The 26,466-nt window shown below is 70.9% G+C and carries 24 protein-coding genes, 1 tRNA gene and 1 pseudogene; 19 read left to right on the top strand and 7 right to left on the bottom strand.

Annotated features, from left to right (window positions below; genetic code table 11):
• Positions 1 to 123: 123 nt before the first annotated feature.
• The 13 genes from EAO72_RS22150 (at position 124) to EAO72_RS22090 (ending at position 13,753) form a co-directional block, all read left to right on the top strand.
• On the top strand, positions 124 to 1,860 hold the full coding sequence (locus EAO72_RS22150) for an ABC transporter substrate-binding protein (protein WP_148019029.1): 1,737 nt from the start codon (positions 124 to 126) through the stop codon (positions 1,858 to 1,860).
• Between the two features lie 212 nt (positions 1,861 to 2,072).
• Positions 2,073 to 3,068: an ABC transporter permease gene (locus EAO72_RS22145; RefSeq protein WP_148019028.1), complete on the top strand. Its 996-nt coding sequence runs from the start codon at positions 2,073 to 2,075 to the stop codon at positions 3,066 to 3,068.
• Entirely contained in the window at positions 3,065 to 3,982 is a 918-nt protein-coding gene (locus tag EAO72_RS22140) for an ABC transporter permease (RefSeq protein ID WP_148019027.1), read from the top strand. Before EAO72_RS22145 ends, EAO72_RS22140 begins: the two co-directional genes overlap by 4 nt.
• A gap of 44 nt (positions 3,983 to 4,026) precedes the next feature.
• Complete coding sequence (locus EAO72_RS22135; RefSeq protein WP_148019026.1) at positions 4,027 to 4,968, top strand: ABC transporter ATP-binding protein; 942 nt, start codon at positions 4,027 to 4,029, stop codon at positions 4,966 to 4,968.
• Positions 4,953 to 5,861 (top strand): ABC transporter ATP-binding protein, encoded by a 909-nt coding sequence (locus EAO72_RS22130; RefSeq protein ID WP_261991601.1) that lies wholly within the window; start codon positions 4,953 to 4,955, stop codon positions 5,859 to 5,861. Before EAO72_RS22135 ends, EAO72_RS22130 begins: the two co-directional genes overlap by 16 nt.
• The gene (locus tag EAO72_RS22125) at positions 5,858 to 8,266 is read left to right on the top strand and encodes a glycoside hydrolase family 2 protein (protein ID WP_148019025.1); all 2,409 of its coding nucleotides are present in this window, start codon (positions 5,858 to 5,860) and stop codon (positions 8,264 to 8,266) included. The genes EAO72_RS22130 and EAO72_RS22125 overlap by 4 nt, the downstream gene beginning before the upstream one ends.
• 248 nt (positions 8,267 to 8,514) lie before the next feature.
• Positions 8,515 to 8,600: transfer RNA gene (locus tag EAO72_RS22120), tRNA-Leu, on the top strand.
• A gap of 265 nt (positions 8,601 to 8,865) precedes the next feature.
• Positions 8,866 to 10,011, top strand: a complete 1,146-nt coding sequence (locus EAO72_RS22115; RefSeq protein ID WP_148019024.1) for a PP2C family protein-serine/threonine phosphatase — start codon at positions 8,866 to 8,868, stop codon at positions 10,009 to 10,011.
• Positions 10,012 to 10,189: 178 nt separating this feature from the next.
• The gene (locus EAO72_RS22110) at positions 10,190 to 11,773 is read left to right on the top strand and encodes a hypothetical protein (protein WP_148019023.1); all 1,584 of its coding nucleotides are present in this window, start codon (positions 10,190 to 10,192) and stop codon (positions 11,771 to 11,773) included.
• Between the two features lie 25 nt (positions 11,774 to 11,798).
• A complete protein-coding gene (locus tag EAO72_RS22105) occupies positions 11,799 to 12,389 on the top strand; it encodes a hypothetical protein (protein WP_148019022.1) in 591 nt (196 codons plus the stop codon).
• Between the two features lie 36 nt (positions 12,390 to 12,425).
• The gene (locus tag EAO72_RS22100) at positions 12,426 to 12,872 is read left to right on the top strand and encodes a hypothetical protein (RefSeq protein WP_148019021.1); all 447 of its coding nucleotides are present in this window, start codon (positions 12,426 to 12,428) and stop codon (positions 12,870 to 12,872) included.
• A gap of 9 nt (positions 12,873 to 12,881) precedes the next feature.
• Positions 12,882 to 13,295 carry a DUF3592 domain-containing protein gene (locus tag EAO72_RS22095; protein WP_148019020.1) on the top strand — a complete coding sequence of 138 codons (414 nt, stop codon included), beginning with the start codon at positions 12,882 to 12,884 and terminating at the stop codon, positions 13,293 to 13,295.
• 80 nt (positions 13,296 to 13,375) lie between these two features.
• Positions 13,376 to 13,753, top strand: coding sequence for a DUF4259 domain-containing protein (locus EAO72_RS22090; protein ID WP_148019019.1), 378 nt, complete (start codon positions 13,376 to 13,378; stop codon positions 13,751 to 13,753).
• A gap of 19 nt (positions 13,754 to 13,772) precedes the next feature.
• Here the strand turns inward: EAO72_RS22090 and EAO72_RS22085 are convergent, their stop codons facing one another.
• Together EAO72_RS22085 and EAO72_RS22080 are read right to left on the bottom strand one after the other, a co-directional pair.
• The gene (locus EAO72_RS22085; RefSeq protein WP_148019018.1) at positions 13,773 to 14,120 is read right to left on the bottom strand and encodes a MerR family transcriptional regulator; all 348 of its coding nucleotides are present in this window, start codon (positions 14,118 to 14,120) and stop codon (positions 13,773 to 13,775) included.
• Positions 14,121 to 14,142: 22 nt separating this feature from the next.
• Positions 14,143 to 15,078: an aldo/keto reductase gene (locus tag EAO72_RS22080; protein ID WP_148019017.1), complete on the bottom strand. Its 936-nt coding sequence runs from the start codon at positions 15,076 to 15,078 to the stop codon at positions 14,143 to 14,145.
• Positions 15,079 to 15,203: 125 nt separating this feature from the next.
• On the opposite strand from EAO72_RS22080, the gene EAO72_RS22075 reads away from it, so the two are divergent.
• The 3 genes from EAO72_RS22075 (at position 15,204) to EAO72_RS22065 (ending at position 17,223) form a co-directional block, all read left to right on the top strand.
• Positions 15,204 to 15,806: a DinB family protein gene (locus EAO72_RS22075; RefSeq protein ID WP_148019016.1), complete on the top strand. Its 603-nt coding sequence runs from the start codon at positions 15,204 to 15,206 to the stop codon at positions 15,804 to 15,806.
• A gap of 113 nt (positions 15,807 to 15,919) precedes the next feature.
• Positions 15,920 to 16,807 carry a Bax inhibitor-1/YccA family membrane protein gene (locus EAO72_RS22070; RefSeq protein WP_148019015.1) on the top strand — a complete coding sequence of 296 codons (888 nt, stop codon included), beginning with the start codon at positions 15,920 to 15,922 and terminating at the stop codon, positions 16,805 to 16,807.
• A 98-nt stretch (positions 16,808 to 16,905) separates the two neighbouring features.
• Positions 16,906 to 17,223: a hypothetical protein gene (locus tag EAO72_RS22065; RefSeq protein WP_148019014.1), complete on the top strand. Its 318-nt coding sequence runs from the start codon at positions 16,906 to 16,908 to the stop codon at positions 17,221 to 17,223.
• 111 nt (positions 17,224 to 17,334) lie between these two features.
• Here EAO72_RS22065 and EAO72_RS22060 read toward each other — a convergent pair whose 3' ends face one another.
• The 3 genes from EAO72_RS22060 to EAO72_RS22050 all read right to left on the bottom strand — a co-directional run bounded on the left by EAO72_RS22060 (position 17,335) and on the right by EAO72_RS22050 (position 21,191).
• Positions 17,335 to 18,204 carry a hypothetical protein gene (locus EAO72_RS22060; protein WP_261991600.1) on the bottom strand — a complete coding sequence of 290 codons (870 nt, stop codon included), beginning with the start codon at positions 18,202 to 18,204 and terminating at the stop codon, positions 17,335 to 17,337.
• 365 nt (positions 18,205 to 18,569) lie between these two features.
• Entirely contained in the window at positions 18,570 to 19,790 is a 1,221-nt protein-coding gene (locus EAO72_RS22055; protein WP_148019013.1) for an acetyl-CoA C-acetyltransferase, read from the bottom strand.
• Positions 19,791 to 20,129: 339 nt separating this feature from the next.
• Positions 20,130 to 21,191 (bottom strand): SGNH/GDSL hydrolase family protein, encoded by a 1,062-nt coding sequence (locus EAO72_RS22050; protein ID WP_148021964.1) that lies wholly within the window; start codon positions 21,189 to 21,191, stop codon positions 20,130 to 20,132.
• 163 nt (positions 21,192 to 21,354) lie between these two features.
• On the opposite strand from EAO72_RS22050, the gene EAO72_RS22045 reads away from it, so the two are divergent.
• On the top strand, positions 21,355 to 22,767 hold the full coding sequence (locus EAO72_RS22045) for a cystathionine beta-synthase (RefSeq protein ID WP_148019012.1): 1,413 nt from the start codon (positions 21,355 to 21,357) through the stop codon (positions 22,765 to 22,767).
• A 320-nt stretch (positions 22,768 to 23,087) separates the two neighbouring features.
• Here EAO72_RS22045 and EAO72_RS22040 read toward each other — a convergent pair whose 3' ends face one another.
• Complete coding sequence (locus EAO72_RS22040; RefSeq protein WP_148019011.1) at positions 23,088 to 23,966, bottom strand: helix-turn-helix transcriptional regulator; 879 nt, start codon at positions 23,964 to 23,966, stop codon at positions 23,088 to 23,090.
• A 150-nt stretch (positions 23,967 to 24,116) separates the two neighbouring features.
• Between EAO72_RS22040 and EAO72_RS22035 the strand changes: the two genes are divergently transcribed.
• Complete coding sequence (locus EAO72_RS22035) at positions 24,117 to 24,878, top strand: SDR family oxidoreductase (RefSeq protein ID WP_148019010.1); 762 nt, start codon at positions 24,117 to 24,119, stop codon at positions 24,876 to 24,878.
• Positions 24,879 to 24,883: 5 nt separating this feature from the next.
• Here EAO72_RS22035 and EAO72_RS22030 read toward each other — a convergent pair whose 3' ends face one another.
• Positions 24,884 to 25,312 (bottom strand): hypothetical protein, encoded by a 429-nt coding sequence (locus tag EAO72_RS22030; protein WP_148019009.1) that lies wholly within the window; start codon positions 25,310 to 25,312, stop codon positions 24,884 to 24,886.
• Between the two features lie 180 nt (positions 25,313 to 25,492).
• Between EAO72_RS22030 and EAO72_RS22025 the strand changes: the two are divergent.
• Positions 25,493 to 26,320, top strand: a pseudogene (locus tag EAO72_RS22025) (MurR/RpiR family transcriptional regulator); the annotation flags it as partial.
• Positions 26,321 to 26,466 lie beyond the last annotated feature (146 nt).

The raw sequence follows: 26,466 nt of genomic DNA, 5'->3' as shown, positions 1-26,466 counted from the left end.
TGAAAATAAAGGGATGGGAGCGCTCCCGCACCCTTGACATGCTCTCCGGGCGGCCTTAGCTTCACGGCACTTACCCGGTTCAGTAACTCCGCTCGGCAAGGACGGCGGGGAGAAGGAGGGACGATGGGCACGGGATTCGGGGGACGGACCGCGGCCACGCTCGCCGTGATCGCACTCGCCGCCACCGCGTGCACGGGGGGCGGCTCCTCGGCGGGCGGCTCCGGCGGCACGGGCGGCAAAGGGGGCGGCGCGCTCCCGCGCAACGAGACGCTCTACACCACCGGTACGCAGTGGGGGCCGCCGGCCAACTACAACCCGCTGCACAACTGGGACCACGCCACCGGCACCAAGGGACTGGTCTACGAGACGCTGTTCCACTTCGACCCCAACGAGGGCAAGCTGACGCCCTGGCTCGCGGAGTCGGGCAGCTGGACCGGCGACAAGACGTACGAGATGAAGCTCCGTCCGGGCATCACCTGGTCGGACGGCAAGCCGCTGACCGCCAAGGACGTCGCGTACTCCTACGGGCTCGGCAAGATCGAGGCCTCGTCCTTCCACACCCTGTGGAGCTGGCTGTCGGACGCGAAGGCGGTGGACGCCACGACGGTCCGCTTCACCTTCAAGCAGGCCCGCTACCAGGAGTGGGACTTCACCCTCTACGGGCAGCCGATCGTCCCGGAGCACATCTGGAGCACCCGCTCCGAGAAGGAGATCCTCGACGGCGTCAACGACAAGCCGGTCGGCTCCGGTGCGTACACGCTCAAGAGCCACTCCCAGGACCGGGTCGTGTGGCAGCGGCGCGACGACTGGTGGGGCGTCAAGGCGCTCTCCATGAAGCCCGCGCCCCGCTACATCGTCGACGTGTCCAACCCGAGCAACGAGGTGGTCATCGGTCAGCTGGGTCAGGGCCAGCTGGACCTCAGCAACAACTTCCTGCCCGGCGCCTCCTCGCTCATCAAGAGCAAGAAGGTCGTCTCGTACTACGACAAGCCGCCCTACATGCTCTCCGCCAACACGGCCTGGCTGGTGCCCAACACCACGAAGAAGCCGATGAACGACGCGGCCTTCCGCCGGGCGCTCGCCGCCTCGGTCGACACGGAGAAGATCGTCAAGGGCGTGTACGGGGAGCTGGTCAAGCCCGCCAACCCGACGGGCCTGCTCCCGCAGTGGGACAAGTTCGTCGACCAGGACCTGGTCTCCCGTGAGGGCTTCTCCTTCGACACCGACAAGGCCAAGCAGATCCTCGCGGACGCCGGGTACAAGGACACCGACGGCGACGGCCTCGTGGAGAACAAGGACGGCTCCAAGATCAGTCTGAAGCTGGCCGTGCCCACCGGCTGGACCGACTGGATGGAGGCCGCCAAGGTCATCGCCTCGTCCGCCAAGGACGCGGGCATCAGCATCACCACCGAGTTCCCCGACGCGAACGCCCTCAACGAGACCCGCGGCAAGGGCAACTTCGACCTCGTCGTCAACAACGAGCGCCAGCTCTCCAGCACCCCGTGGACGTACTACGAGTACATGTTCCAGCTGCCCGTCCAGAAGCAGCAGAACACCGTCAACTTCGGCCGGTACGAGAACGAGGAGGCCTGGAAGCTCGTCCAGGAGCTCGGCGGGGTGAAGACGGACGACACCGAGGGCATGAAGAAGGTCATCTCGAAGATCCAGGCGATCCAGCTCAAGGAGATGCCGGTCATTCCGCTCTGGTACAACGGCCTCTGGGCCCAGTCCACCACCGGAAGCTGGACGAACTGGCCGTCGGACGCCGCGGGTGCGCCCAAGTACGCACCGGCGCTGTGGCGCAACTGGCTGGAGATGGGCGGCTTCGAAGCGCTCACCCAGATCAAGCCCGTCAAGTGACACGGCCGTTCTGAGAAGGACCGGCCCCGCGCCGGCCGTTCCGAGAAGGACCGGCTCCGCGCCGGTCGCGCCGAGAAGGACCGGCCCCGTGCCGGCCGTTCCGTGGGGGCGGCCGGCCGTGTGCCGGCCGTTCTCGATTCCATGACCGCCCCGCCGTGCGCACGCAGCCCTGACCGCCGCCCGTACGGCGGGGCTCTCTCCGGGGAGCTCCCTTGCGCCGCTACTTCGCCCGCAAACTTCTGATCTACGCGCTGACGTTCGTCGTCGCCGTCACCGTCAACTGGATGATCCCGCGCTTCATGCCCGGCGACCCCGTCGCCGCCATGGTGGCCAGGGCCCGGGTCTCGCAGCCCGAGGCAGTCGAGGCCATGCGCGCCTACTACAACAACCTGTTCGGGTTCGACGAGCCCGTCTGGCAGCAGTACCTGCACTTCTGGGGCGCCCTGCTCCAGGGCGACTTCGGGCTGTCCATCTGGGTGTTCCCCAAGCCCGTCGCCGACGTGCTGCTCGACGCGCTCCCGTACACGCTGGGGCTGATGATCCCGTCGGTCCTGCTCAGCTGGTTCGTCGGCAACTGGGCCGGGGCGCTGGCCGCCCGCCGCAAGGTGCTCGACAACACCGTGCTGCCGGTGGGCTACCTGCTGACCGCGATGCCGTACATGTGGATCGCCGTCATCCTCGCCTGGGCGCTGGGCTCCAAGGCGGGCTGGTTCCCGCTCTCCGGCGGCTACAGCCTCGACATCCAGCCGAGCTGGTCCGGCGCCTTCGTCTGGGACCTGCTCCAGCACTGGGTGCTGCCGTTCCTCTCGCTCTTCCTGGTCGCGCTCGGCGGCTGGGCCATCGGCATGCGCAACATGATCATCTACGAGCTGGAGTCCGACTACTCCTCCTACTTGTCGGCCCTCGGCGCACCGCAGCGGCTCATCCGCCGTTACGCCTTCCGCAACGCCGTCCTGCCCCAGATCACCGGACTCGCCCTCCAACTGGGCGTCCTGGTGGCCGGGGCCCTCGTCACCGAGATCGTCTTCGCCTATCCAGGACTCGGCTCGCTGATCCTGGCCGCGATCCAGAACCAGGACTTCTTCCTGCTCCAGGGCGCGTTCCTGTTCATCGTCATCGGCGTACTGATCGCCAACTTCCTCATCGACATCGTGTACGTCGTCGTCGACCCCCGGACCCGTACCGGCATGGCAGGAGGCCAGTCATGAGCACCGTGCCCGAACCGGCCACCGAGACCGCCGCGCCGACCGCCGCACCCACCGCGGCCGCGGCCCGCCCCGGCCGAGAGACGCTCCACTACGCCGTGCGCAACCCGAAACTCATCATCGGGTTCACCGTCGTCGTGCTGCTCCTGCTCACCGGCATCATCGGACCGCCGCTGCTCGACAACGCCGACCCGAACGAGTACGTGGGCCCGCAGGCCGCGCCGCCGGACGGCACGTACTGGATGGGCACCACCACCTTCGGCCAGGACGTGTACGCCCAGTTCGTGCACGGGCTGCGCGCCACCTTCCTGGTGGGGGTCGTCGGCGGGGCCATCGCCGCCGTCATCGCCATGCTCGTCGGCTTCCTGGCCGGTTACCGCGGCGGAGCGGTCGACGAGATCCTCAACATGCTGACCAACGTGGTCCTGGTGCTGCCCGCGCTCGCCGTGCTGCTGATCATCAACGCCTACCTCGGCGTCCGCTCGGTTCCCGTGCAGGGCCTGTTCATCGGGCTCACCTCCTGGCCCTGGGCGGCGCGCGCGATCCGTGCGCAGACGTTCTCGCTGCGCACCCGGGAGTTCGTGGACCTGGCCCGGCTCAGCGGCAGCGGCACCTGGCGGATCGTCTTCCGCGAGATCGCGCCCAACATGAGCTCGTACCTCTTCATGATGTTCATCCTGCTCTTCGGCGGGTCCGTCCTGATCGCCTCCTCCCTCGACTTCATCGGGCTCGGCCCCACCGAGGGCGTCTCGCTCGGGATGATGCTGCAGAGCGCCCAGCAGTGGAGCGCGCTCCAACTCGGCATGTGGTGGTGGTTCGTCCCGCCGGGCGCCGGGATCACCGCGATCGTCGGCGCGCTCTACGTCGCCAACGTCGGCCTCGACGAGGTCTTCAACCCGAAGCTCCGGGAGGCCTGAGAGATGACTTCCACCGTGACCGATCCCGGAGAGGCCCTGAGCACATGACCCTGACCGTGACCGACCTGCGGGTCCACTACCGCACCCTGCGCGGCGAGGTCCGGGCCCTGGACGGCGTCTCGTTCGACCTGGCCGACGGGGAGATCCTGGGCCTGGCGGGCGAGTCGGGCTGCGGCAAGACGACGCTCGGCAAGTCGCTGATCCGCCTCGACGGCCGGATGCGGCACGCGGGCGGCACCGTCACCCTCGACGGGGACGACGTGCCGGTCGCCGACGACCGCGCGATGAACGCCTTCCGCTTCCACCGGATATCGCTCGTGCCGCAGTACTCGATGAGCGCACTCAACCCGACCCGGCGCATCGGACGCATGATCCGCGAGCTGCTCGCCTCCCGCGGCGTCAGCGTGGACACGCCCGAACTGCACCGCCGCCTCGACCTGGTGGGCCTGGACCACGACGTCCTGAACCGCTACCCGATCGAGCTGTCCGGCGGCATGAAGCAGCGCACCGTCATGGTGATCTCCACCCTCCTCGACCCGTCCGTCCTCATCGCCGACGAGGTCACCTCGGCCCTGGACGTCTCCACCCAGCGGGCCGTCGTCGGCGCGCTCACCGGGCTGCGCGACAAGGGCCTGGTCACCAGCATGATCTTCGTGACGCACGACCTCGGTCTCACCTCGCACATCGCCGACTCGATCATGGTGATGTACGCGGGCAAGCTCGCCGAGAAGGCGCCCACGAAGGTCCTGACGACCGCGCCCCGCCACCCGTACACCAAGCTGCTGCTCGGCTCGCTCCCCGAGGTCGGCGCCCGGTACGCCGACAAGCCCCTCAAGGGCATCGCGGGCGCCCCGCCCTCCCTGCTGAACCCCCCGGCCGGCTGCCGCTTCCGCGACCGCTGCCCGCTCGCCGACGAGCAGTGCGCCGAGGAACCCCCGGTCGTGGAGATCGCCCCCCGTCACTCCGTCGCATGCTGGAAGGCCTGATGCTGACCCTCGACCACGTCACCAAGACCTACCGCGCCGGAGCCTTCGGCGGCGGTTCCGTCACCGCGGTGGACCGGGTGTCCTTCACCGCCGAGCCCGGCGAGGTCGTCTCCCTCATCGGCGAGAGCGGCAGCGGGAAGTCCACCATCGGCCGGATGATCCTCGGCCTGACCGGAGTCAGCTCCGGCAGCCTCACCCTGGACGGCCGCCCCGTCCGTCCCGGCAAGGACTTCTACCGCCGCGTCCAGGGCGTCTTCCAGGACCCCTTCTCCTGCTACAACCCCGTCTTCCGGGCCGACCGCGTCTTCGACATGATCCGCCGCGCCTACCACCCGGGCGTCTCCGACAAGGAGTGGGCCGACCGCGTCGAGAAGGCCGTACGGGACGTCCGCCTGGACCCCGGACAGGTGCTCGGCCGCTACCCGCACCAGCTCAGCGGCGGCCAGCTGCAACGCCTCCTCATCGCCCGCGCCCTCCTGCTCGACCTGAGCTTCCTGGTCGCCGACGAGATCACCAGCATGCTCGACGCCTCCACCCGCATCGACGTCCTCAACCTCCTGGCCGCCCTCAAGGAACGCGGCCTCGGCGTCCTCTACATCACCCACGACCTCGCGCTCGGCACCTACCTGGCGGAGAAGACCGTGGTGCTGCGCCGCGGCCGGATCGTCGAACGCGGCGACACCCAGAAGGTGTTCGGCAACCCGCTCCACCCCTACACCCGCACCCTGCTGGCCGCCGTGCCCCGCCTCAACACCCCGTGGGACCCGCCCGAGCCGGTGGAGCACTGCGCCTTCCACGAGGCGGGTTCGCCGGACACCGACCTGTACGAGACCGAGCCGGACCACTTCGTCGCCTGCGCCCAGCTCCCCGACTGCGGAAGGACCTCCGCGTGACCCTTCGCCACCTGCCCCTGCACGACGGCTGGACGCTCAGCGCGGACGGCCCCGTGCCCGTGGGGCTCCCCACAGGGGGCGTCCCCGCCACCGTGCCCGGCTGCGTCCACACCGACCTGCTCGCGGCGGGGCTGATCGACGACCCGTACCTGGACGACAACGAGAACCGGCTGACCTGGATCGGCCGCACCGACTGGACGTACCGCACCACGTTCGACTGGACGCCGGACGAGCACGACCACGCCGACCTGTGCTTCGAGGGCCTCGACACCGTCGCCACCGTCCTGCTCAACGGCATCGAGGTGGGCCGCACCGCCAACCAGCACCGCGGCTACCGCTTCTCCGTCCGCGCCCTGCTGGCCGAGGGCGCCAACACCCTCGACGTACGGTTCACCGCCCCGTACACCTATGCCGAGGAGCTGCGCGACCGGCTGGGCGACCGGCCCGGCGCCTATGCGGAGCCGTACGCCTTCATCCGCAAGATGGCGTGCAACTTCGGCTGGGACTGGGGGCCCACGCTGGTCACGTCCGGCATCTGGCGGCCGGTCGCGCTGGAGACCTGGAGCGGGCCGCGCATCGCGTCCGTGAAGCTGCTGCCGGATCTGGACGCGGACGGGGTGCCGCGCCTGACCGCCGAGCTGGACGTCGACCGGTCCGGCCAGGAGGCACTCGAAGCCGTCGTGGAGGTCGCGGGCGAGCGCGCCCCGTTCACCGTCCTCGCCGGCGAGAACCGGGCCACCGTCACCCTCTCCGTCCCCGGGGCGGAGCTCTGGTGGCCCCACAGCCACGGCGAGCAGCCCCTGTACGACGTCACCGTCCGCCTCGGCGCCCGTGTCTGGCAGGGCAGGACCGGCTTCCGCGGGGTCGTGCTGGAAAGCGACGCGTTCCGGTTCGTCGTCAACGGTGAACCCGTCTTCGTACGCGGCGTCAACTGGATCCCCGAGGACTGCTTCCCCGCCCGCGTCACCCGGCAGCGGATCTCCGACCGCCTCGACCAGGCAGTCGCGGCGGGCGTCAACCTGGTCAGGGTCTGGGGCGGCGGCCTCTACGAGAGCGACGACTTCTACGAACTGGCCGACGAGAGGGGCCTGCTGGTCTGGCAGGACTTCCCCTTCGCCTGCGCCGCCTACCCCGAGGAACAGCCGCTGTGGGACGAGGTGGCTGCCGAGGCCCGGGAGAACGTCACCCGCCTCTCCCCGCACCCCTCCCTCGTCCTGTGGTGCGGCAACAACGAGAACCTGGAGGGCCACGCCGACTGGGGATGGCAGAAGGAACTGGGTGACCGCACCTGGGGCCACGGCTACTACCACGAGCTGCTCCCCGCGATCGTCGCCGGAACCGACCCGACCCGGCCCTACTGGCCCGGCTCGCCCTACTCCGGCACCGAGGACATCCACCCGCAGGACCCGGCGCACGGCACCATCCACATCTGGGACGTGTGGAACCGGGCCGACTACCGCGCCTACGCCGACCGCGTGCCCCGTTTCGTCGCCGAGTTCGGCTTCCAGGGCCCGCCCGCGTACGCCACCCTGCGTCGCGCGGTCAGCGGCCCGCTGACCCCCGACGCCCCGCTCCTGGCCCACCACCAGAAGGCCGAGGACGGCAACGCCAAGCTGCTCCGGGGCCTGGGCGACCACCTGCCGCGGCCCGGTGCGGACTTCGACGACTGGCACTGGCTCACCCAGCTCAACCAGGCCCGCGCCGTCGCTTTCGGCATCCGCCACTTCCGCTCCCACACCCCGTACTGCATGGGCACGATCGTGTGGCAGCTCAACGACTGCTGGCCGGTCGTCTCCTGGTCGGCCGTCGACGGCGACGGCCGCCGCAAGCCCCTCTGGTACGCCCTGCGGGCCGTGTACGCGGACCGCCTGATCGCCGTGCGCGACGGCGCCGTCCATCTCGTCAACGACGCCCCGGAGCCCTGGACCGGCACGCTGCGGCTGACCCGGCACGGCCTGGACGGGGCGGTGCTGGCCGAGGAGGAGGTGGTCGTGAGCACGGCCGCCCGCGCGGTCACCCGGGTCCCGCTGCCGCCGTCGGTCGCCGAGCCGGGCGACCGGACCCGCGAGCTCCTGGCCGCGCGTCTCGGCTCCACCCGGGCGGTGGAGTTCTACGAGGAGGACACCCGCCTCGCGCTGCCGCCGGCCCGGTACGACGTCACGGTGACGGAGAGCGGGGCCGAGGCGCCCGGCTACCGCGTCGAGGTGACGGCCCGCACCCTCCTGCGGGACCTCGCGCTCTTCCCCGACCGGCTCGACCCGGCGGCCGAGGTGGACGAGATGCTCGTCACGTTGCTGCCGGGGGAGAGCAGGGTGTTCATGATCACAGGTGCGGTCCTGGCCCACCCGGAGGCACTGGGCGCGCACCCGGTGCTGCGGTGCGTCAACGACGGCCTTCCCCGGTAGGGGTGGCGCGCCCCTGGCGATCCGTGGCGCGCCCCTGGCGAATCGGCTGTGTGGGTGCGGCGACTTTCCGTCAATTCGGATACGCGTCCGCCGCACCCGCCACCCCGCCCAGCCATGTGACTATGCCTCCCACGTGTGCTGACGGACCCTCAAGCGATCAATAAAATAAGACAACATCGAGCCACTGTCCGTCCGGCCGGGGGGAGCCCCCGGATAGGGTCATGTGCCAACGCGGAGCCGCGCGCCAAGCCCGGATGGTGGAATGCAGACACGGCGAGCTTAAACCTCGCTGCCCCTCGGGGGCGTACCGGTTCGAGTCCGGTTCCGGGCACCACCGCGCGGCTCGTCCAGGGGAGGCGGGCCGGCCTCCGGCGGTCCGCCGTCCGAGATTCCTCGCACCGGATCCGCCCCTCGGAACGCCCGCCGCGGCGGGCACGGGCCAGGAGCGATCCGGGCTCTCCCCTCCGTGCGGGCGCACTTCGGCCGGGTGACGGCCAGCCTCCCCGCGGTCCCGTGACGGGCAGGGATGATCGAGGGCCCCGTCCCGTTCCGCGCATGTACACGCATGCGCGAGCCCATCGCCGCTGGAGGATGCCCGCATGTCCGGTCCGCTGCGCGCGGCGAGGTCCTCGGCGCAGACCGCGTCGGACAGCGGCGACGGCACCGCCATCCGTACGCCTTCCACCCGCGGCGTCGTCCTGGCCACCCTGGCGGCGACGGCCGTGGTTGTCGTCTTCGGCCTGCTGACCGGGACCGCGGTGCTCCTCCTCGGGCTGCTCGTGTACCTCCCGGCGTTCGCCGCCGCCCTGTGCAGCCCGCGCCAGACGGCGATGGTCTCCGCGTGGGTGATCCTCGTCGTCATCGAGCCGCTGGTCTTCCAGCCCGGGGAGCGGATCCTCGACCGGTTGATTCTGGCGGTGTTCGCCCTGGGCTTCGGCACGCTGGCCGTCTACGGCGCCCGGGTGCGCGTCATGCGTGAGGGCGCCCTGGTGCGGCTGCGGTCCACCGCGGCGGCGATGCAGCGGCAGATCCTGCGGCCGTTGCCGCTGCTCACCGACGACGTTCTGGTGGACGGCGTCTACGAGCCCTTGCAGGAGGACAAACTCGTCGGCGGCGACATCTACGACGTGGTGGCCACGGCCTGGGGCACCCGGATCCTGATCGGTGATGTCCAGGGCAAGGGCCTGGCCGCCATCGGGATGGCCATCGACGTGGTGGGCGCCTTCCGGGAGGCGGCCCACCGCGAGCCGACGGTGACCGCGCTCGTCGACGCGCTGGAAGCGGCGGTCGTCCGGCACAACGACTACGCCGGACAGCGCGGCGAGCCCGAACGGTTCGTCACCGCGCTGGTCCTGGGCGTGGGCGCGGGCACCGACACCCAGGTCGTGGGGTGCGGCCACATCCCGCCCTACCTGCTGCACGAGGGCGCCGTCACCGTCGTCGGCGAGGAGGACCAACACGTGCCGCTGGGCCTGGCGAGTCTGGTCGACGCACCGCGCACGGTGGGCTGGTTCGCCTTTCCCGCCGGGGCCACCCTGCTGCTGTGCACCGACGGCCTGACCGAGGCCCGATCGCGCGAGGGCGACTTCTATCCGCTCGAGGCACGTCTCGGCGGCCGCGTCGACATCACCGCGGGCCGGCTGGTCGGCTCGCTCGTCGACGATGTGCGGGAGTTCACCGCCGGGGTGCAACAGGACGACCTGGCCGTCCTCGCCGTACGCCGTGCACCGCACCGGGCGCCGTAGGGCCGGGGTCCGGTCCGGCTCCGCGAGATCTCCGCAGGGCCCGCCCGGACCCACTGGGCCCACTGCCGTTCGCTCGTACGTCCGGAATGAGGCCCCGCATTTGGGCCCACGGGCCCGTGCCGGAACACCCGCACCTCTCATAGCCTCCCTGCCCTAAGGCCATACGGGAGGACAAGCCATGCCGCGGACGAGGTACCGGGAGCCCATACCCAGCAGCAGATGGGGTGACCGGGGAGCCACCGCGTTCGAGTACCTCGGCACGATTCTGGTCGTCGTCGCCCTGATCGGCGGTATGGCGGCGGCCGGCGTCGGCGGGCGGATAACCGACCGGATCCAGTGCCTCGTCTCGTCGGTGGGCGGCGGCAGCGCGGGCTGCGGCGGCGGCAAGGAAGGCGAGGCGAGCGGCGATCCCAACGCCGAGTTCGAGCCCCTCACCTGCGCCACCGTGACCAAGTCCGGCACGCAGGGCGGCAAGTTCGGGGTCTCGTTCGAGACGCTCGGGATCGAGTTCGGTGGCGAGTTCGGTTTCGAGGAGACGACGACCAAGGCCAAGACGGACGTCAACAAAGACGGCAAGATCGACGACAACGACGAGCAGGTCTCCCTCACCTTCACGGACGCCGGCTCGGTCAAGGGCACGGAGAAGCCCAAGGCCGGTATCAAGATCGGTGACGTGGGCAAGGACAAGGTCGAGATCGGCGCCGGCCTCACGGTCACCACGGGCGACACCTGGGTCTTCGACAGCCAGGAGGAAGCGGACCAGTTCCGCAAGGACCTGGAGGAGTACAAGAAGCTCAGCCGGCTGAACAAGCTCTCCAACCTCAGCCCGATCGTCGGCGGGTCCACCGAGATCGCCAGCTGGTTCGGCAAGGGGCCGAAGGCCAAGGAGAGCCGCCTCAAGAAGAACATCGAGGACAAGCTCGGCAACAAGCACATCACCACGCAGAAGATCAGCCTCGAAGTCGCCGCCCAGGCCGGTCTCCAGTTCGGCGCGGGGATGAACGCCCCCGACACGACCAACGCGGACGGCACGACCACCCCGGCCCCGAAGCCCGGCGCCACCGTCGAGGCCGGCGTCAAGATCTCCGGGTCGCACGAAGTCACGCTGACGCAGAACCACATCAACAACACCGACGCGTACACGTACCAGGCCAAGGCCACCGGCGGTGCGTACGCGAAGGGCGAGGCCGGACCGGTCAAGGCGGGCGCGGAGGCCGCCGGGTCGGCGGCGGGCGCCATCACCGTCACGGTCGACAGCAAGACCGGCAAGGTGAAGAGCATCACGATGACGCGGACCCTGGAGGGCAAGGCGGAGGCCAATGCCGGTCTCAAGGGCGACGTGAACGGCAACAAGAAGGGCGGCGGGACGACCACCCAGGTCATCACCACCACCGTCCCCCTGGACGACAAGAACATGTCCCAGGCCGAGTCCGACGCCATCAAGGCCCAGATGTTCTCCGGCCAGGGTATGAACAGCGCCTTCACCTACCTGTTCACCGGGACGCCGGTGCCGACCAAGGACCCCGGCGCGGGCGACCCGTTCGGCCACTACGCGTTCAACCACGGCCAGGTCAGCAAGCAGGAGTACGACGGATCGTCCTCGTCCGAGGAGATCGGCCTCGACATCAACCTGGAGATCGCCGGCATCAACGGCGCCTACACCACCTCCGAGTCGGAGAAGAGCCTGACGAAGGCCGAGTTCCTCGGGGCTCCTTCCGGAGGCCAGCGCTCGTTCTTCCCGTACAGCTACTGTGCCAAGTGATTCACCGGTACAAGGAGACCTGATCATGACCAAGCTTTCCGTCCGGCGGACGGTGCGGACTGCCGCCGTCACGACCGCCGTCCTCACCGCCGGTCTGATGCTCGCCGCCTGCGGCGGGGAGAAGGGATCGGACGCGGCCGCGCCCGCCGCGCCCAGCGGCTGGAAGAAGCTCGCGGGACCCACGGTGTCGCTCGCCTATCCGCCGGTTCTCACCGAGCAGAGCAAGGCGGAGCGCGGCAATCTCAACGACGCCGCGGCCCTGCGGAGCGAGGGGGGCCGGCCGACGGTGAAGGTGTCGATCCAGAGCGGCTTCGCCGAGGCCTCGACCGGCGACGACGCCGCCTCGGTCGGCCGGGCGCTCCTCATGGCGACCACCGAGGTGAAGAGCACGAAGGACGCGGGCATCAAGGGGGCGAAGGATGCCAAGCGCATCGACTTCACCTACACCGGCACGGGTGTGCCGCAGTCGCCCCCGAAGGGCGCGACGGTCGACGGCGTGGTCATCACGGGCGTCGACTCCGAGGGAAAGATCTACTCCGTCCGCATCGACGCCCAGGCGGGCAAGCTCAGTGACGCGGACCGGACGAAGATCGTCGACAGCATCCAGGTGAAGTAGCGCCCGAACGCCGGGCGACGACGAAGAGGCAGCCGAATGTCCAGATACGACGCACACCGCGGGTACGCCGCACCCGCCCACGACCGGCCGCGGCTGATGAACCTCATGCTGCCCTGGGCCGCCGGCATCGTGGTGACGCTGGTGACGCAGCTGGTCCTCGCCGTGCTCGTCTGGGACGTCATCACGGGCGACGACGTCTCCACCATGGCCTCACCGGTCCGCACCGTCCTGCTGCTGCACCTGCCGTCCGCGGCCTGCGTCGCGCTGGGCGTGTGGGCGGCGGCGGCCGTGCACCAGGGCGCGTCACGGGAGTCGCAGGTACGGCACTTCATCGCGGCGTTCACCCCCGCCGTCGTCCTCCAGCTGGTGATCTTCCTGTCCCAGGGAAGTGATCTCACCGTCATCACGTTCCTGGTGCAGCTGGTGGTCCTGGTGGTTGGCTGTGCGGTGGGTTTCCTCGTCGACAGGCTGCGCAACGGTTAGAAGGTCTCCATGGACACGTCGCTCGTACTCACCGGTGTCGTCGCGCTGGTGGCGCTCAGGTCCCTGGGCCGGACCGTCCAGCAGCTGCGCGGCGCACGCTCCGGCGTCTCTGCCCCGGCGCGCTGCGTCCGGGTGGACGAGCGCGACACGGCGACGGGCTCCTCGGGCGACCGGCGGTCCTCGCACGTGTTCGCGTTCACCGCGCAGAACGGGGAGTGGGTCGAGTTCCGGAACAGCGGCAACAAGCGATTCCACGAGGGGGCACGGGTCACGGTCCGCTACGACCCGGCCGACCCGCACCGGACGGCCACCCTGGCGGGCAGCCCGCGCGCCGCGCTGTCCGAGGGAGCCGTCTCGCTGCTGCTCATGGCGCTGGTGCTGCTGATGTTCCTCACGGACTTCCCGGAGAACCTGTTCTCCTGACCGGCCGTCCCCGCGATTGTCAGTGCCCTCTGCTGTGATCTGCGTACGGAATCGACGACGCACGGCGCGGAGGCGGAACAGTGGGCACATGGGGCGCGGGCAACTTCGACAGCGACACGGCGGCGGACCACCTCGGGGACCTGGCCGGCCGGCTGGTGGCCGAAGTGACGGAGGCGATGGCCGGTGACCCCGTGGAGCTCGAACCGGACGAGTACTGGGGCGTCACCGTCCCCTGCAACCTGGAACTGCTCCTCGTCCTGGACCGGCAGGGCTGGGTCGGTGTGACGCTCCCGTCGCCCGAGGTGATCCGGGGCTGGCAGAAGACGTTCCTGGGGGTGTGGGAGGCGACGATCGACGGCCTGGAGCCGAAGCCGGAGTACAAGGACGAACGCCGAGCGGTGCTCAACGAGACGTTCGAGCGCCTGGCCGAGGCGTCGGCGGCCGGGTCGCGGGACTAAGCGGCTGCCGGCGTCCGGCTCAGCTGTAGTAGGCGATCTTGTCGTCGAGGACCTGCATGGCCCGGTGGAGTGCCGCCACCTGTTGTTCCAGGGCGGTACGGCGCTCGCGCAGGAAGGCGACGCGCTCCTGCGGAGGGTGTTCGGCGCGCAGGATGGCGACGAACCCCCGCAGGTCCGCGATGCCGAGACCGGCCTCGCGGAAGCACGAGACGAGACCGATCCAGAAGACGTCGTCCTCGGTGTACTCCCTGCGTCCGCCGGCTGAGCGCCGGATCGGGCCGATGAGCCCTTCGCGCTCGTAGTAGCGCAGGGTGTCGATGGACACGCCGGTGCGGTCGGCGGCCGTGGCCGGGGTGATGGCCGTCATGGTGCTCCTTCCGTGACCGCCGCTACCGGGCTTCGGTGAGGCGTGCCAGGTGCTCGGCACCGAGCCGCACACGGCGTGCGGCGAGTGCCTCCTCGATCTGCTCCACCCGGCTTGCGCCGACGATGGGGTCGATCCCCTGAAGCATCAGCCACGCGAGGACGACCTGGTTCTTCGTAGCCGCGAGTTCGCCGGCGATGTCGTCCAGGACCGCGAGCACCCGGGTGGTCCCAGGATGATCGTAGGTCGTGGGAAGCGGCCTGTCCGGGCGCACGTAGGAACCCCACAGCAGGGAGCTGTACGACCACACGGCGAGCTCTTCCGCGCGCGCGAGGTCGAGGTCCTCGGCGGTGAGCATGCGGTGGCCGCCCTCCGCGACGGGGGTGAGCGGGCGCGGCTGGACGAGCGAGTGGCGCAGTTGCAGGCACGTCCACGGTTCGACGCCCTGCTCCCGGGCCAGCGACCGGGCGCGCTCGACGCGCCAGGCGGCGTGGTTCGCCGCCCCGACCCGCAGGGCCACTCCCTTGCCGACGAGTTCGCCGAAGGCCCCGACCGTCTCCTCCAGCGGAACGTCACGGTCCTCCGCGTGAGCCCAGAGCAAGTCGACGTGATCGACTCCGAGACGCCCCAGGCTCTCCTCCGCACCGGAGCGAACGGCGCGCGCCGAGAGCCCTTCGGCGCTTTCCGGCGCGTGCGGGACGAGCGGGTTGTGGCGGACCTTCGTCGCGATCCGCACGGTGTCGCGCACGCCCGGGCGGGCCCGCAGCCACGCACCGATGACACGTTCACTGGCGCCGCCGACACCGGCGGGGTCGGTCCAGAAGGAATAGCAGTTCGCGGTGTCGAGCCAGACACCGCCGGCTGCGACGAACGAATCGAGGATCGCGAAGGCCCGGTCCGGGGCGACGCGGGTGCCGAAGTCCATGGTGCCGAGGACGATCCGGGTGTCTTTGGTATCCATGCCGCCCATCCTGGGATCTGGAGCGCGCTCCAGGTCAAGCGAGCGTGGCGAGCGGTTCTCCCCGTACCCGGGGCAGGGGAGAAAATCCCTTGGGCGCTGGCGGGGTGCCCGGGCAGAGTGGCGTCATGACCAGGACGGGCCACGAGGCAGACCGGGAGACCGGCTACAAGAAGGACCTGCACCTGTATCTGCAGGATGCCCGCGAAGCGTTCCTGTGGAAGCTGGAAGGACTGCCGGAGTACGACATCAGGCGGCCCATGACCTCCACGGGCACCAATCTGCTGGGCCTGGTCAAGCACGTCACCGGAGCCGAGGGCTTCTACTTCGGCGACGTCTTCGGACGTCCGGCCGACGCGCCGGAGCTCTGGATCGCCGGTGACGCCGAGCCGAACGCGGACCTGTGGGCGACGGCCGAGGAGACCCGTGACGGGATCATCACGCGCTACCGCCGGGTGTGGGCCCACTCCGACGCGACGATCGACGCGCTGGACCTCGACGCGACGGGCCTGCTCCCCGGGGGAGAGGGCAAGGAACTGACCCTCCACCGGGTTCTCGTCCACATGGTCGCCGAGACCCAGCGCCACGCGGGCCACGCCGACGTCGTACGGGAGCTGGTCGACGGGGCCACGGGCCAGCGGGAGAAGGGCCGCAACACGGCCCCCGGCGACGCCGCGTGGTGGGCGGGCCATCGCGACCGCGTGGAGCGTGCGGCGCGGGAGGCGGGGTGAGCGTGGGCCGGCCGGCCGATCGCGGAAAGATCCTCCCCTGGCACTAGGGAGATTGTTTTGCCTACCCATTACTCTTGTGGCAAGGCCACGCTGGGTGGCCATGGAGGAGTGAGATGAGGAGCAGCAACCCGGTCTTCTCGCGACGGGGCTTCAGCCGCGACAACGGTCACGCGGGCTTCAACGCGTCACCGCAGGCCGGGGCCCCCGTAGCGGGTGCCAACCCGTACGCACAGGGCACCGCCCCGAACCCGTACGCCACCAACCCGTACGCCCAGCCGGACGCCCAGTACGGCGCCCCGCAGGCGCCGGCGCGCTCCGGTGTGATGACGATCGACGACGTCGTCACCCGTACGGCGCTGACGCTGGGCACGGTCGTGCTCGGCGCCGCGCTCGCGTGGGCCCTGCTGCCGGTCGACGAGGCCAACCTGGGCAAGTCGTACGGCATCGCCATCGGCGCCGCGATCATCGCCTTCGTGCTGTCGCTCGTCCAGTCCTTCAAGCGCAAGCCCGTCCCCGCGCTGATCATCGCGTACGCGGCCTTCGAGGGCGTGTTCCTCGGGGTCATCTCCAGCGCGGTGAGCACGTACATCTCGCCGGGCGTCGTGATGCAGGCCGTGATGGGCACCATGTGTGTCTTCGCCGGTGTACTGCTTGCGTACAAGATGCGCTGGATCCGCGTCACCCGCCGGTTCTACGGCTTCGTGATGGCCGCCGCCATGGGCTTCATGCTCCTGATGGTGGTCAACCTGCTGTTCGCCGCGTTCGGTGGCGGTGACGGCCTGGGCTTCCGCAGCGGCGGTCTCGGCATCCTCTTCGGTGTCATCGGCATCATCCTCGGCGCGTGCTTCCTGGCCCTGGACTTCAAGCAGGTCGAGGACGGCATCGCGTACGGCGCTCCGCGCGAGGAGTCCTGGCTGGCGGCCTTCGGCCTCACCATGACCCTGGTGTGGATCTACCTGGAGATGCTGCGTCTGCTCTCCATCCTCAGCGGCGACGACTAGTCACGCCGATCTGATCGCGGCGACGGCCCGCAGGCTCCGGAAGGACGGAGCCTGCGGGCCGTTTCCTGTTCGCCGGGCCGTACGCGTAGGGTCGCGGGGTGCTCGATACGACGCCCCTGATCACCGCCGTGGACCGATTCGCCGACCGGCTGCGCGCCGCCCCGCAGAGCAGGCTGAAGCGGGGAGCGGCGGCCGAGGGGCTGGCCGTGGCGCGGGAGCTGGCGGTGCGGGCCCAGCGCGCCGAGGCGCCGGGCAGGGAGCCGCGGATCATGCCGGACGCCGGGATCTTCGCCATCGGCGACCAGCTCGCCGTCGCGGGGCGGGACCTGGCCGTGGCACTGGAAATGGCCCCGTCCGTGGAGCTGGACGAGGCCGTGCAGTTCGTCGAGGAAGCGGCCGCGCGGGCTTTCGCGTAGGGGGCACGCGCGGGCGTTCGTCAGGGGCGCGCCGAGAGCGCACTGTCCTGGGGCAGCGGCCGGCGAGAGCCGCTGGGCACCGGGAGTGGAGCCGGAGACCGGTCCCGCGGGCTAGAAGCTCGCGATGACGCGGTCGGCCAGTATGTAGACGTTGTCCTTGCCGCACGAGAACGTCAGCGCGTACGCGCCGGAGACGCCGGAACCGCCCAGGAGCACGGGGTGCTCACCGGCCCGCAGTGACGCGGCCAGCTGCTCGGCCGTCTCGCGGTGGCCGGGGGTCATACAGAGCGTGGTGCCGTCGGCGAAGACGTACACGTCGAGCGTGCCCAGCGGGCCGGGGCGCACGTCCGAGAGCTCGGTCCGGCTGTCGGCCAGCTCCTCCAGGCGGTTCACCGTGCGCTCGTGGTCGGTGACGACGGGCGTCTGCACCGGCACGAAGTCGGGGTGCGAGGGGTGGCGGCGGCGTGCCGCGGCCAGCTCGGGGGAGTCCTCGGCGAACTCGGCGGTCTCCGGGAGCTCGGCCATGTCGGCCAGTTCCGTCAGCTCGGCCAGCTCCGTCAGTTCCTCGAACGCCTCCGTGGCGTCGAGGTCCATCGGCTCCAGCCCCGCGAAGTCGCTCTGGCGCGGCATGAAGAACGGGGCGTCCTCGCCCAGCCCGGCCAGGCCGCCCAGCAGGGACGGGGCGTCGGCGGCGTCGCGCGCCTCCTGCGTGGCCCAGAAGGCCCGGGCCTCGGCGAGCTCGCGCTCCCGCTCCTCGGCCAGCGCCTCGGCGACCGCCGCGCGTATTTCGGCGGCAGGGGTGGCTTCGTTACGGCTCTGAGCGGGTACGGCCGCACTGTGGGCGCGGCCGTCGGCCAGCTCCCTCCGCAGGGCGGCCACCTGCTGACGCAGCCCGTGAGCGGCGTGCAGAGCGGCAGCGCCCACGGCCGTGGCGGCGGCGGTGGTCAGCAACAGGGCAAGAGGCATGGCGCTCACTGACATACTCCCGGTTTCAATCGATCCCCCGACTTCCTACATCAGCTTGTCCTGTACCGGCGCCCTGTGTCAGTGCATTACGTCACGAATTGGACAGGTCTTTGGGCCCGGGGTTTAACCCTGATGCGGGTGTGACCTGCGGGAATGACTCTCCCCCAGGAGATAGGTCACATCCTGGGGGAGATTCGGTCACGGTCGGGGCTCGGAACCGGCCACTTTGTCCGGCCGAAGGGCCCGGAAGGCGGTGTGGGCCCGGCGGACGCCGATGGCCGGTGATCCGGCGGATCCGGAGCGTAACGAGAAGGTGAGCGGTTGCGGGGGCGGGCCCGCGGTGCATCGGCCCGCCCCGCGACGACCGGGGCCGGCCCGGCTCAGCTCAGCCGCTCGATGACCATCGCCATGCCCTGGCCGCCGCCCACGCACATGGTCTCCAGGCCGAACTGCTTGTCGTGGAACTGCAGGCTGTTGATCAGCGTGCCGGTGATCCGGGCGCCGGTCATGCCGAAGGGGTGGCCGACGGCGATGGCGCCGCCGTTGACGTTGACCTTGTCCAGCGGCAGGCCGAGGTCGCGGTAGGACGGGATCACCTGGGCGGCGAACGCCTCGTTGATCTCGGCCAGGTCGATGTCGTCGACCGTCAGTCCGGCCCGCTTCAGCGCCTGCTTGCTGGCCTCGACCGGTCCGTAGCCCATGATCTCGGGGGAGAGGCCGGAGACGCCGGTGGAGACGATCCGCGCCAGCGGGGTCAGGCCGAGCTCGCGCGCCTTGGTGTCGGACATGATCACGAGCGCAGCGGCGCCGTCGTTGAGCGGGCAGCAGTTGGCCGCGGTGACCAGGCCGTCGGGGCGGAAGACCGGCTTCAGGCCCTGCACGCCCTCCAGGGAGACACCCGCACGCGGGCCGTCATCCTTGGAGACCACCGTGCCGTCCGGCGTCGTCACCGGAGTGATCTCGCGCTCCCAGAAGCCGTTCTTCAGGGCTTCCTCGGCGAGGTTCTGCGAGCGGACGCCGAACTCGTCCATGTCCTGACGGGTGACGCCCTTGATCCGGGCCAGGTTCTCCGCCGTCTGCCCCATCGCGATGTACGCGTCCGGGACCAGGCCGTCCTCGCGCGGGTCGTGCCAGCTCGCGCCGGACTCCTCGGCACGGGCCGCGGTGCGGGCCTCGGCGTCGGCGAAGAGCGGGTTGCGGGTGTCCGGCAGGCTGTCGGAGTTGCCCTTCGCGAAGCGGGACACCATCTCCACACCGGCGGAGATGAAGACGTCGCCCTCGCCGGCCTTGATGGCGTGCAGCGCCATGCGGCTGGTCTGCAGGGAGGACGAGCAGTAGCGCGTGACCGTACAGCCGGGAAGGTGGTCCATCCCCATCTGTACGGCGATGATGCGGCCCAGGTTGTTGCCCTGCTCGCCGCCGGGGAGGCCGCAGCCGAGCATCAGGTCGTCGATGTCCCTCGGGTCCAGCTCGGGGACCTTGGCGAGGGCGGTCTGGATGATCGTGGCGGTCAGGTCGTCCGCGCGCAGGTCCTTCAGCGAACCCTTGAAGGCCCGGCCGATGGGCGAACGGGCAGCAGAGACGATCACGGCTTCGGGCATCACGCGGCTCCATGAGGGCTGGAAGGCTGTCTGGCAGGACTGCTCTGGAAGTTACCCGGACGTACTGCTGAGGTCACCCGACAGGGCGTGTGATGCGGGCCTCTTTTCTAAGCAACCGCTCAGTTCGTTGGCGGTGGGCCGGGCGCGAGCAGGGCGCGGGCCCCGCACGGCGCGTCCTGCGGACCCGGCACGGTGCCTCCTGCGGGCCCCGCACGGCGCGTCCTGCGGGCCCGGCACGGTGCCTCCTGCGGGCCCCGCACGGCGCGTCCTGCGGGGGCCCCGCGCCTCGCATCCGCAGGCGTGCCGCACGGCGCATCCCGCAGCCCCGCGCGGCGCATCTCAGGCGTGCCGCGGCGCGGTGTCCGTGCCGGTGCCGGTGCCGGGGCGCCGTTCCACCCGCGTCGAGCCGCCCGCCTCGCCGTGCATCTCCGGGTGCGGGTGCGGCTCCGTCGGCGCGGGCAGGCGCCGCCGCCTGCGGTGCTTGAGGAGTGCCCAGGGCGCCCGGGCCCCCGTGACCTCCGTACCGGCCTCCTTGGCCGCCTGGGAGGCCGCCTTGGCCACCGGCAGCATGTCCTCGCGGCGTGCCCCGTCCAGCCGGTCGGTCTCCGGCCACAGGCCGAGCACCGCGCAGAGCGTCGGCAGGAGCGCCATCGCCGCCGTCGCGTACCCCTCCGCCGACGGGTGGTAGTTGTCCGGGCCGAACAGCTCCCGCGGGTTCGCCTCGAACTCAGGGCCCAGCAGGTCGCCCAGCGACACCGTGCGCCCGCCCTGCTCCACCGAACCGATCGTCTGCGCCGCCGCCAGCTGCCTGCTCACGCGGCGGGCCATCCACCGCAGCGGCTGGTAGACCGGCTCGATCGTGCCCAGGTCCGGGCAGGTGCCCACGACGACCTCGGCCCCCGCCGTACGCAGCCGGCGCACCGCCGTCGTGAGACAGCGCACCGACTGGGTGGCGGGCATCCGGTGCGTCACGTCATTGGCGCCGATCATGATCACGCAGACGTCCGGCACCCGGGCCGGGTCCGCGAGCAGCAGCGAGACCTGCCGTTCCAGATCGTCCGACCTGGCCCCCGGCTGCGCGACGTTCCGCAGATCCACCGGCCGCTCCGACACCGCCGCGAGCCCCGAGGCGAGCAGCGCCCCCGGAGTCTGCCCGGCCCGGCGCACCCCCTGCCCGGCCGCCGTGGAGTCCCCGAGCAGCCCGAACCTCAGCGGGTCCGCGGGGCCGGTGAACGCCACCCCGTACCGCCCGTCCGCGCTCGGCGGCACCGGTGCGGTGCCGCCTCCCACCTGCCGCTTCGCCAGCTGGACCTCCGCCAGCAGGACGCCCACCGCCGCGGCGCCCAGCAGCCCGATGCTGCCACCGCCGTAGGCCGCGCCCGCCGCGATCCGCCGTGCCACCCTCGCTCTCGACACAGTCCGGTCCACCTCCTCCTTGCCGTACTGCCCTACCGCCGTACACAGTGCTAACTGCCCCCAAGTGGCCGTCGTTCAATCGCTTCGCCCAATCTCGTGCCCGTACGCATACTCTTGCGGCACCATCTCGGAGACCCCGGAGTACACGGTGCAATTCCACGATTCGATGATCAGTCTCGTAGGCAATACCCCGCTGGTGAGGCTGCGCAGTGTGACGGCCGGCATCCAGGCGACGGTCCTGGCCAAGGTCGAGTACTTCAACCCCGGCGGATCGGTCAAGGACCGGATCGCCCTGCGCATGATCGAGGCGGCCGAACAGAGCGGCGAGCTGCAGCCCGGCGGCACGATCGTCGAGCCGACCAGCGGCAACACGGGCGTGGGCCTGGCGATCGTCGCGCAGCAGAAGGGCTACAAGTGCGTCTTCGTCTGCCCGGACAAGGTGTCCACGGACAAGATCAACGTGCTGCGCGCCTACGGTGCCGAGGTCGTCGTCTGCCCGACGGCGGTGGACCCGGAGCACCCGGACTCGTACTACAACGTCTCGGACCGGCTGGTCCGTGAGACGCCCGGAGCCTGGAAGCCCGACCAGTACTCCAACCCGAACAACCCGCGCTCCCACTACGAGACCACCGGTCCCGAACTGTGGGAGCAGACGGACGGGAAGATCACGCACTTCGTGGCGGGGGTCGGCACCGGCGGCACGATCAGCGGCACCGGCCGCTACCTGAAGGAAGCCAGCGGCGGCGCCGTCAAGGTCGTCGGCGCGGACCCGGAGGGCTCGGTCTACTCCGGCGGCTCCGGCCGGCCGTATCTGGTCGAGGGCGTCGGCGAGGACTTCTGGCCGTCGGCGTACGACCGGACGGTCACCGACGAGATCGTCGCCGTGTCCGACAAGGACTCCTTCCAGATGACCCGCCGCCTCGCCAAGGAGGAAGGGCTGCTGGTCGGCGGTTCCTGCGGCATGGCCGTCGTGGGCGCCCTGGAGGTCGCGAAGCGGCTCGGACCCGACGACGTGGTCGTCGTCCTGCTGCCGGACAGCGGCCGCGGCTACCTTTCGAAGATCTTCAACGACGAGTGGATGGCGGACTACGGCTTCCTGGAGGACACCGGACCGTCCGCCCGGGTCGCCGACGTCCTCGACTACAAGGCGGGCCCGATCCCGACGCTCGTCCACATGCACCCGGAGGAGACCGTCGGCGAGGCGATCGACGTGCTGCGCGAGTACGGCGTCTCGCAGATGCCGATCGTGAAGCCCGGGGCCGGACACCCGGACGTGATGGCCGCCGAGGTCATCGGCTCGGTCGTCGAGCGGGAGCTGCTGAACGCGCTCTTCGCCCAGCAGGCCTCGCTCACCGACCCGCTGGAGAAGCACATGTCGCCGCCGCTGCCGCAGGTCGGCTCCGGCGAACCGGTCGAGGACCTGATGGCGGTGCTCGGCGGCACGGGCGCGGCCGACGCCGCGATCGTGCTCGTGGAGGGCAAGCCGAAGGGCGTCGTCAGTCGGCAGGACCTCCTGGCGTTCCTCGCCAAGGACGCCTCGGCCACGCCCGCGCAGCCGTAGCGCCGGACGCGGGGCCCGGGACGGAAGGCCCCGGCGTGCGGCCGGACGCGCGGCCCGGGAACGGAACGCGCGCTTCGCGAAAACGGTACGAGCGCGACACGTGGCCGCAGCACCGGCTTAACACGGCTCGGGCAGATTAGTGGGTGTCGGCAGGGAAACCCGCCGGCACCCGAACGGCGACACGGACTACGGAGCGGCTCCCGGACCTCCACCGTCGCCCGGATGCGAGATCCGGCCCTGACCCGGATCGCGTCCTTCGCGGGGACCGCCGTCGTCCCGCCCCCTGGGAAACCGGGGGTGCGGCGGTCCCCGCGACACATCTATGCGCGAAGACCGCGCGCGTCCTCCTGACTCCCGTCCTCCCCTTCCCCCGTCCGCGGTGCGGCCGCCCAGCTCGCCAGCAGGGCGATGCGCTCCGCCGTCTCCGAACCGGGCTCCGGGGTGTAGACCACCAGCGACTGGTCCGGGTCGCCGGGCACGCCGAGCGTCTCGTACGGAAGCGTCAGTCCGCCCACGACCGGGTGGTCGATCCGCTTCACGCCGTACGTCTTCGCCTTCACCTGGTGGTCCGCCCACAGCCGGCGGAAGTCCTCGCTCTTCATGGACAGTTCGCCGACCAGGGTGGCGAGCTGCTTGTCGTCGGGGTGAAGTCCCGCGTCCAGGCGCAGATACGCGACCGTCTCCGCCGCCACGGCCGGCCAGTCCGGGTACAGCTCCCGCGCCGCCGGTTCCAGGAACGTCTGCCGCGGCATGTTCCGTTCGGCGGCGGCCATCCGGGAGAAGCCGACGACCGCGTCACCCAGCGCGTTCCACGCCAGGACGTCCATCCGGCGGCCCAGGACGAAGGCGGGCGCCGGGTCGAGCGTGTCCAGGAGCAGCCGCAGCCCCGGCCGTACCCGCTGCGCGGCGGGCGGAGCGGCCTTGCGTGGTGCGGGGCGGGCCACCGTGCGCAGGTAGGCGTGCTCCGTCCCGTCCAGCCGGAGCACCCGGGCTATCGCGTCCAGCACGGCGTCCGAGACGCTCGGGCCCCGGCCCTGTTCCAGCCGGATGTAGTAGTCGACGCTGACCCCGGCGAGCTGCGCGACCTCCTCGCGCCGGAGCCCGGGGACGCGCCTGCGGCCGTAGGAGTTCAGCCCCACGTCCTCGGGCCGGATTCGGGCACGTCGTGAGCGGAGGAAGTCTCCGAGGTCGCCGTCCATGCCGCCGATCGTAGAAGACCGGCCGGTTCCCAGCCTGGTACTGGCGGACCCAGGAAAGACGCACCCCTGGGTAGCCGCCGCGCGCCGTCACAGAGTGGGGGCCGGGCCGGGGAAGCACCCCGGAGGACGACAGCACCGAGGAGTTCGGACATGACGTACGCAACGCTCGCAGGCCGCACCGCCGTCATCACCGGAGCCGCCAGCGGCATGGGGAACGCGACGGCACAGCTGCTCGCCGCCCACGGGGTACGGGTCGCGCTGCTGGCCCGCCGCGAGGACCGGCTGACGGAACTCGCGGGGAAGATCACCGCCGACGGCGGTCAGGCACTCGTCGTGGTCACCGACGTCACCGACCAGGCGTCCGTGGACGCCGCCGCCGAGCGGGTGCGTACGGAGTTCGGCCCGGTGGACCTGGTGGTCAACGCGGCCGGTGTGATGCTGCCGAACCCGGTGGACGCGGGGCGCGCCGACGAATGGCAGCGGATGCTCGACACGAACGTGACGGGTGTCCTGCGCATCATCCGGGCCTTCACGGCCGACCTGGTGGCGGCCGCCGCCGGGGGCCGCACCGCCGATCTCGTCAACATCTCGTCGATCGGCGCGCACGTCACGTTCCCCAACTACGCCGTGTACGGGGCCACGAAGGCCGCGCTCACCTACCTGTCGGCCTCGCTGCGCACCGAACTCGGCCCGCGCGACGTCCGCGTCACGAACATCGAGCCCGGCCTCACCGACTCCGAACTGGCCGGCCATGTCGACAACGCGGAACTCAGCGGTCAGCTGGACGGCATGTTCGACGCGCTCGGCGGGCTTTCCAGTGACGAGATCGCCGACCTGATCGCGTACACGACCAGCCGCGCACGCCACATCAACCTGCGCCAGGTCGTCGTGCTGCCGACCCGCCAGGCCTGAGACGCTCAGTCCTCCCAGTCGGACGTCGTCCGCCGCTCGTTCTCCCGGCGCCTGAACACCCGCCCGCTGTGCGCGGCCTGGACGACGTTGACGCCGACGATGCCGAGCCAGGCCACGACGAGCCCCTCGATCCCCGCGTTCGCGACACCGATGGCGGACAGCGGGATCGCCAGGATCAGGGAGATGATCCCGAACCCGAAGCGCTCACCGAAGTTCCCCAGGGGCAGCTGCGGGGCGCGGGCCCCGCGCGCGACGCTGATCTGCTGTTCGGCGAGATGGCGCCGGACCCGGCGGTCGAGCGTGCCGTCGAGACGCTGTTCGACCTTCTCGAGAAACGAATCGACGAGCGCGGAGTCGTACTCGGCCCCCAGCTCGCTGCGGGCCTCCAGCGTGGCCTTGAGCTCCTTCTTGAGCTCGGTGTCGGGTGCGTCCATGGTTCCACGGTACGAAGCGGGAGCGGCCGGGTCAGTGGGGCTAGCCCCCCTGTTTCCCCTGAGGGGTGGGCCGGCTACCCGGTCCACGGAGCGGCTGCATATGGACATGCAGACGGCTTGCTGGCTGAATGGATTCGGCGGTGCCGGATCCCGGCACGGCCGGTCTACCGAGGGGACAGCATGAGCGGGAGCAGCCCGGCCGCGCGGGTGCAGCAGCTGTTCGAGGGGCGCAGGCTCACGCCCACGCAGCGGCGCATCGCGCACTCGATGGTGCGCAGGGCCGGCGACGCCCCGTTCCTCTCCAGCGTGGAACTGGCCGAACTGGCCGGGGTCAGCCAGCCCTCCGTCACCCGGTTCGCCGTCGCCCTCGGGTTCGACGGCTACCCCGCGCTGCGCAAGCACCTGCGCGAGGTCGCCCCGGCCGGGCCCGCCGAGGGCGACGGGGAGGACACGTACAACGAGTACCAGCAGGCGGTGCTCGGCGAGATCGAGAACCTGCGCCACCTCGCCGAACTGCTCGCCGACCCGGGGCCCGTCGAACGGGCCGGCCGGCTCCTCGCCGCCTCGCGGCCCCTGCTCGTGCTCGGGCTGCGCGCCGCTTCCTCGCAGGCCCGGGGCTTCGGATACTTCGCCGCCAAGGTGCATCCGGACGTCCGGGTCCTCGACGAGGGCGGCAGCATGCTGCACGACCGGATCGACGCGGCCCGGCGGGCCGGTGCCAGTGCGCTGATCTGCTTCGCGCTGCCGCGCCACCCGCGCGAGGTCGTGGACGCACTCGCCCACGCGGGGGACCAGGGGCTGGCCGTGGTCTCGGTCGCGGACTCCGCGTTCGCGCCGGTGGCCGCGTACAGCGATCTGCTGATCCCCGCCGCCGTGGGAACGGGGCTCGCCTTCGACACCGCCTGCGCGCCGATGCTGCTGGGGCGGGTACTGCTGGAGGCCATGTGCGACGACCTGCCCGACGCACAGGCGAGGCTGGAGGAGTTCGACGCGCGGGCGGCGGCGCGAAGCAGATCAGCGCACTGGCACCGGCCCGCCGGGCCGCGTCGATCCGGTCGTGCAGCATGCTGCCGCCCTCGTCGAGGACCCGGACGTCCGGATGCACCTTGGCGGCGAAGTATCCGAAGCCCCGGGCCTGCGAGGAAGCGGCGCGC

Origin of the sequence: Streptomyces sp. OR43, assembly GCF_008042275.1 — a bacterium.
In the GTDB taxonomy this organism is placed as follows: domain Bacteria; phylum Actinomycetota; class Actinomycetes; order Streptomycetales; family Streptomycetaceae; genus Streptomyces.
The sequence above is the reverse complement of the archived record's forward strand: the minus strand, read 5'-3'. Positions and strand labels throughout refer to the sequence as shown.

Bases quoted from the DNA above. Each gene is read 5' to 3' on its own strand.
- EAO72_RS22140 (WP_148019027.1), top strand. From the start codon at position 3,065: ATGAGCACCGTGCCCGAACCGGCCACCGAGACCGCCGCGCCGACCGCC.
- EAO72_RS22115 (WP_148019024.1), top strand. From the start codon at position 8,866: ATGTCCGGTCCGCTGCGCGCGGCGAGGTCCTCGGCGCAGACCGCGTCG.
- EAO72_RS22075 (WP_148019016.1), top strand. From the start codon at position 15,204: ATGACCAGGACGGGCCACGAGGCAGACCGGGAGACCGGCTACAAGAAG.
- EAO72_RS22100 (WP_148019021.1), top strand. From the start codon at position 12,426: ATGTCCAGATACGACGCACACCGCGGGTACGCCGCACCCGCCCACGAC.
- EAO72_RS22130 (WP_261991601.1), top strand. From the start codon at position 4,953: ATGCTGGAAGGCCTGATGCTGACCCTCGACCACGTCACCAAGACCTAC.
- EAO72_RS22070 (WP_148019015.1), top strand. From the start codon at position 15,920: ATGAGGAGCAGCAACCCGGTCTTCTCGCGACGGGGCTTCAGCCGCGAC.
- EAO72_RS22095 (WP_148019020.1), top strand. From the start codon at position 12,882: ATGGACACGTCGCTCGTACTCACCGGTGTCGTCGCGCTGGTGGCGCTC.
- EAO72_RS22105 (WP_148019022.1), top strand. From the start codon at position 11,799: ATGACCAAGCTTTCCGTCCGGCGGACGGTGCGGACTGCCGCCGTCACG.
- EAO72_RS22040 (WP_148019011.1), bottom strand. From the start codon at position 23,966: ATGGACGGCGACCTCGGAGACTTCCTCCGCTCACGACGTGCCCGAATC.
- EAO72_RS22150 (WP_148019029.1), top strand. From the start codon at position 124: ATGGGCACGGGATTCGGGGGACGGACCGCGGCCACGCTCGCCGTGATC.
- EAO72_RS22035 (WP_148019010.1), top strand. From the start codon at position 24,117: ATGACGTACGCAACGCTCGCAGGCCGCACCGCCGTCATCACCGGAGCC.
- EAO72_RS22085 (WP_148019018.1), bottom strand. From the start codon at position 14,120: ATGACGGCCATCACCCCGGCCACGGCCGCCGACCGCACCGGCGTGTCC.
- EAO72_RS22135 (WP_148019026.1), top strand. From the start codon at position 4,027: ATGACCCTGACCGTGACCGACCTGCGGGTCCACTACCGCACCCTGCGC.
- EAO72_RS22055 (WP_148019013.1), bottom strand. From the start codon at position 19,790: ATGCCCGAAGCCGTGATCGTCTCTGCTGCCCGTTCGCCCATCGGCCGG.
- EAO72_RS22060 (WP_261991600.1), bottom strand. From the start codon at position 18,204: ATGTCAGTGAGCGCCATGCCTCTTGCCCTGTTGCTGACCACCGCCGCC.
- EAO72_RS22110 (WP_148019023.1), top strand. From the start codon at position 10,190: ATGCCGCGGACGAGGTACCGGGAGCCCATACCCAGCAGCAGATGGGGT.
- EAO72_RS22030 (WP_148019009.1), bottom strand. From the start codon at position 25,312: ATGGACGCACCCGACACCGAGCTCAAGAAGGAGCTCAAGGCCACGCTG.
- EAO72_RS22080 (WP_148019017.1), bottom strand. From the start codon at position 15,078: ATGGATACCAAAGACACCCGGATCGTCCTCGGCACCATGGACTTCGGC.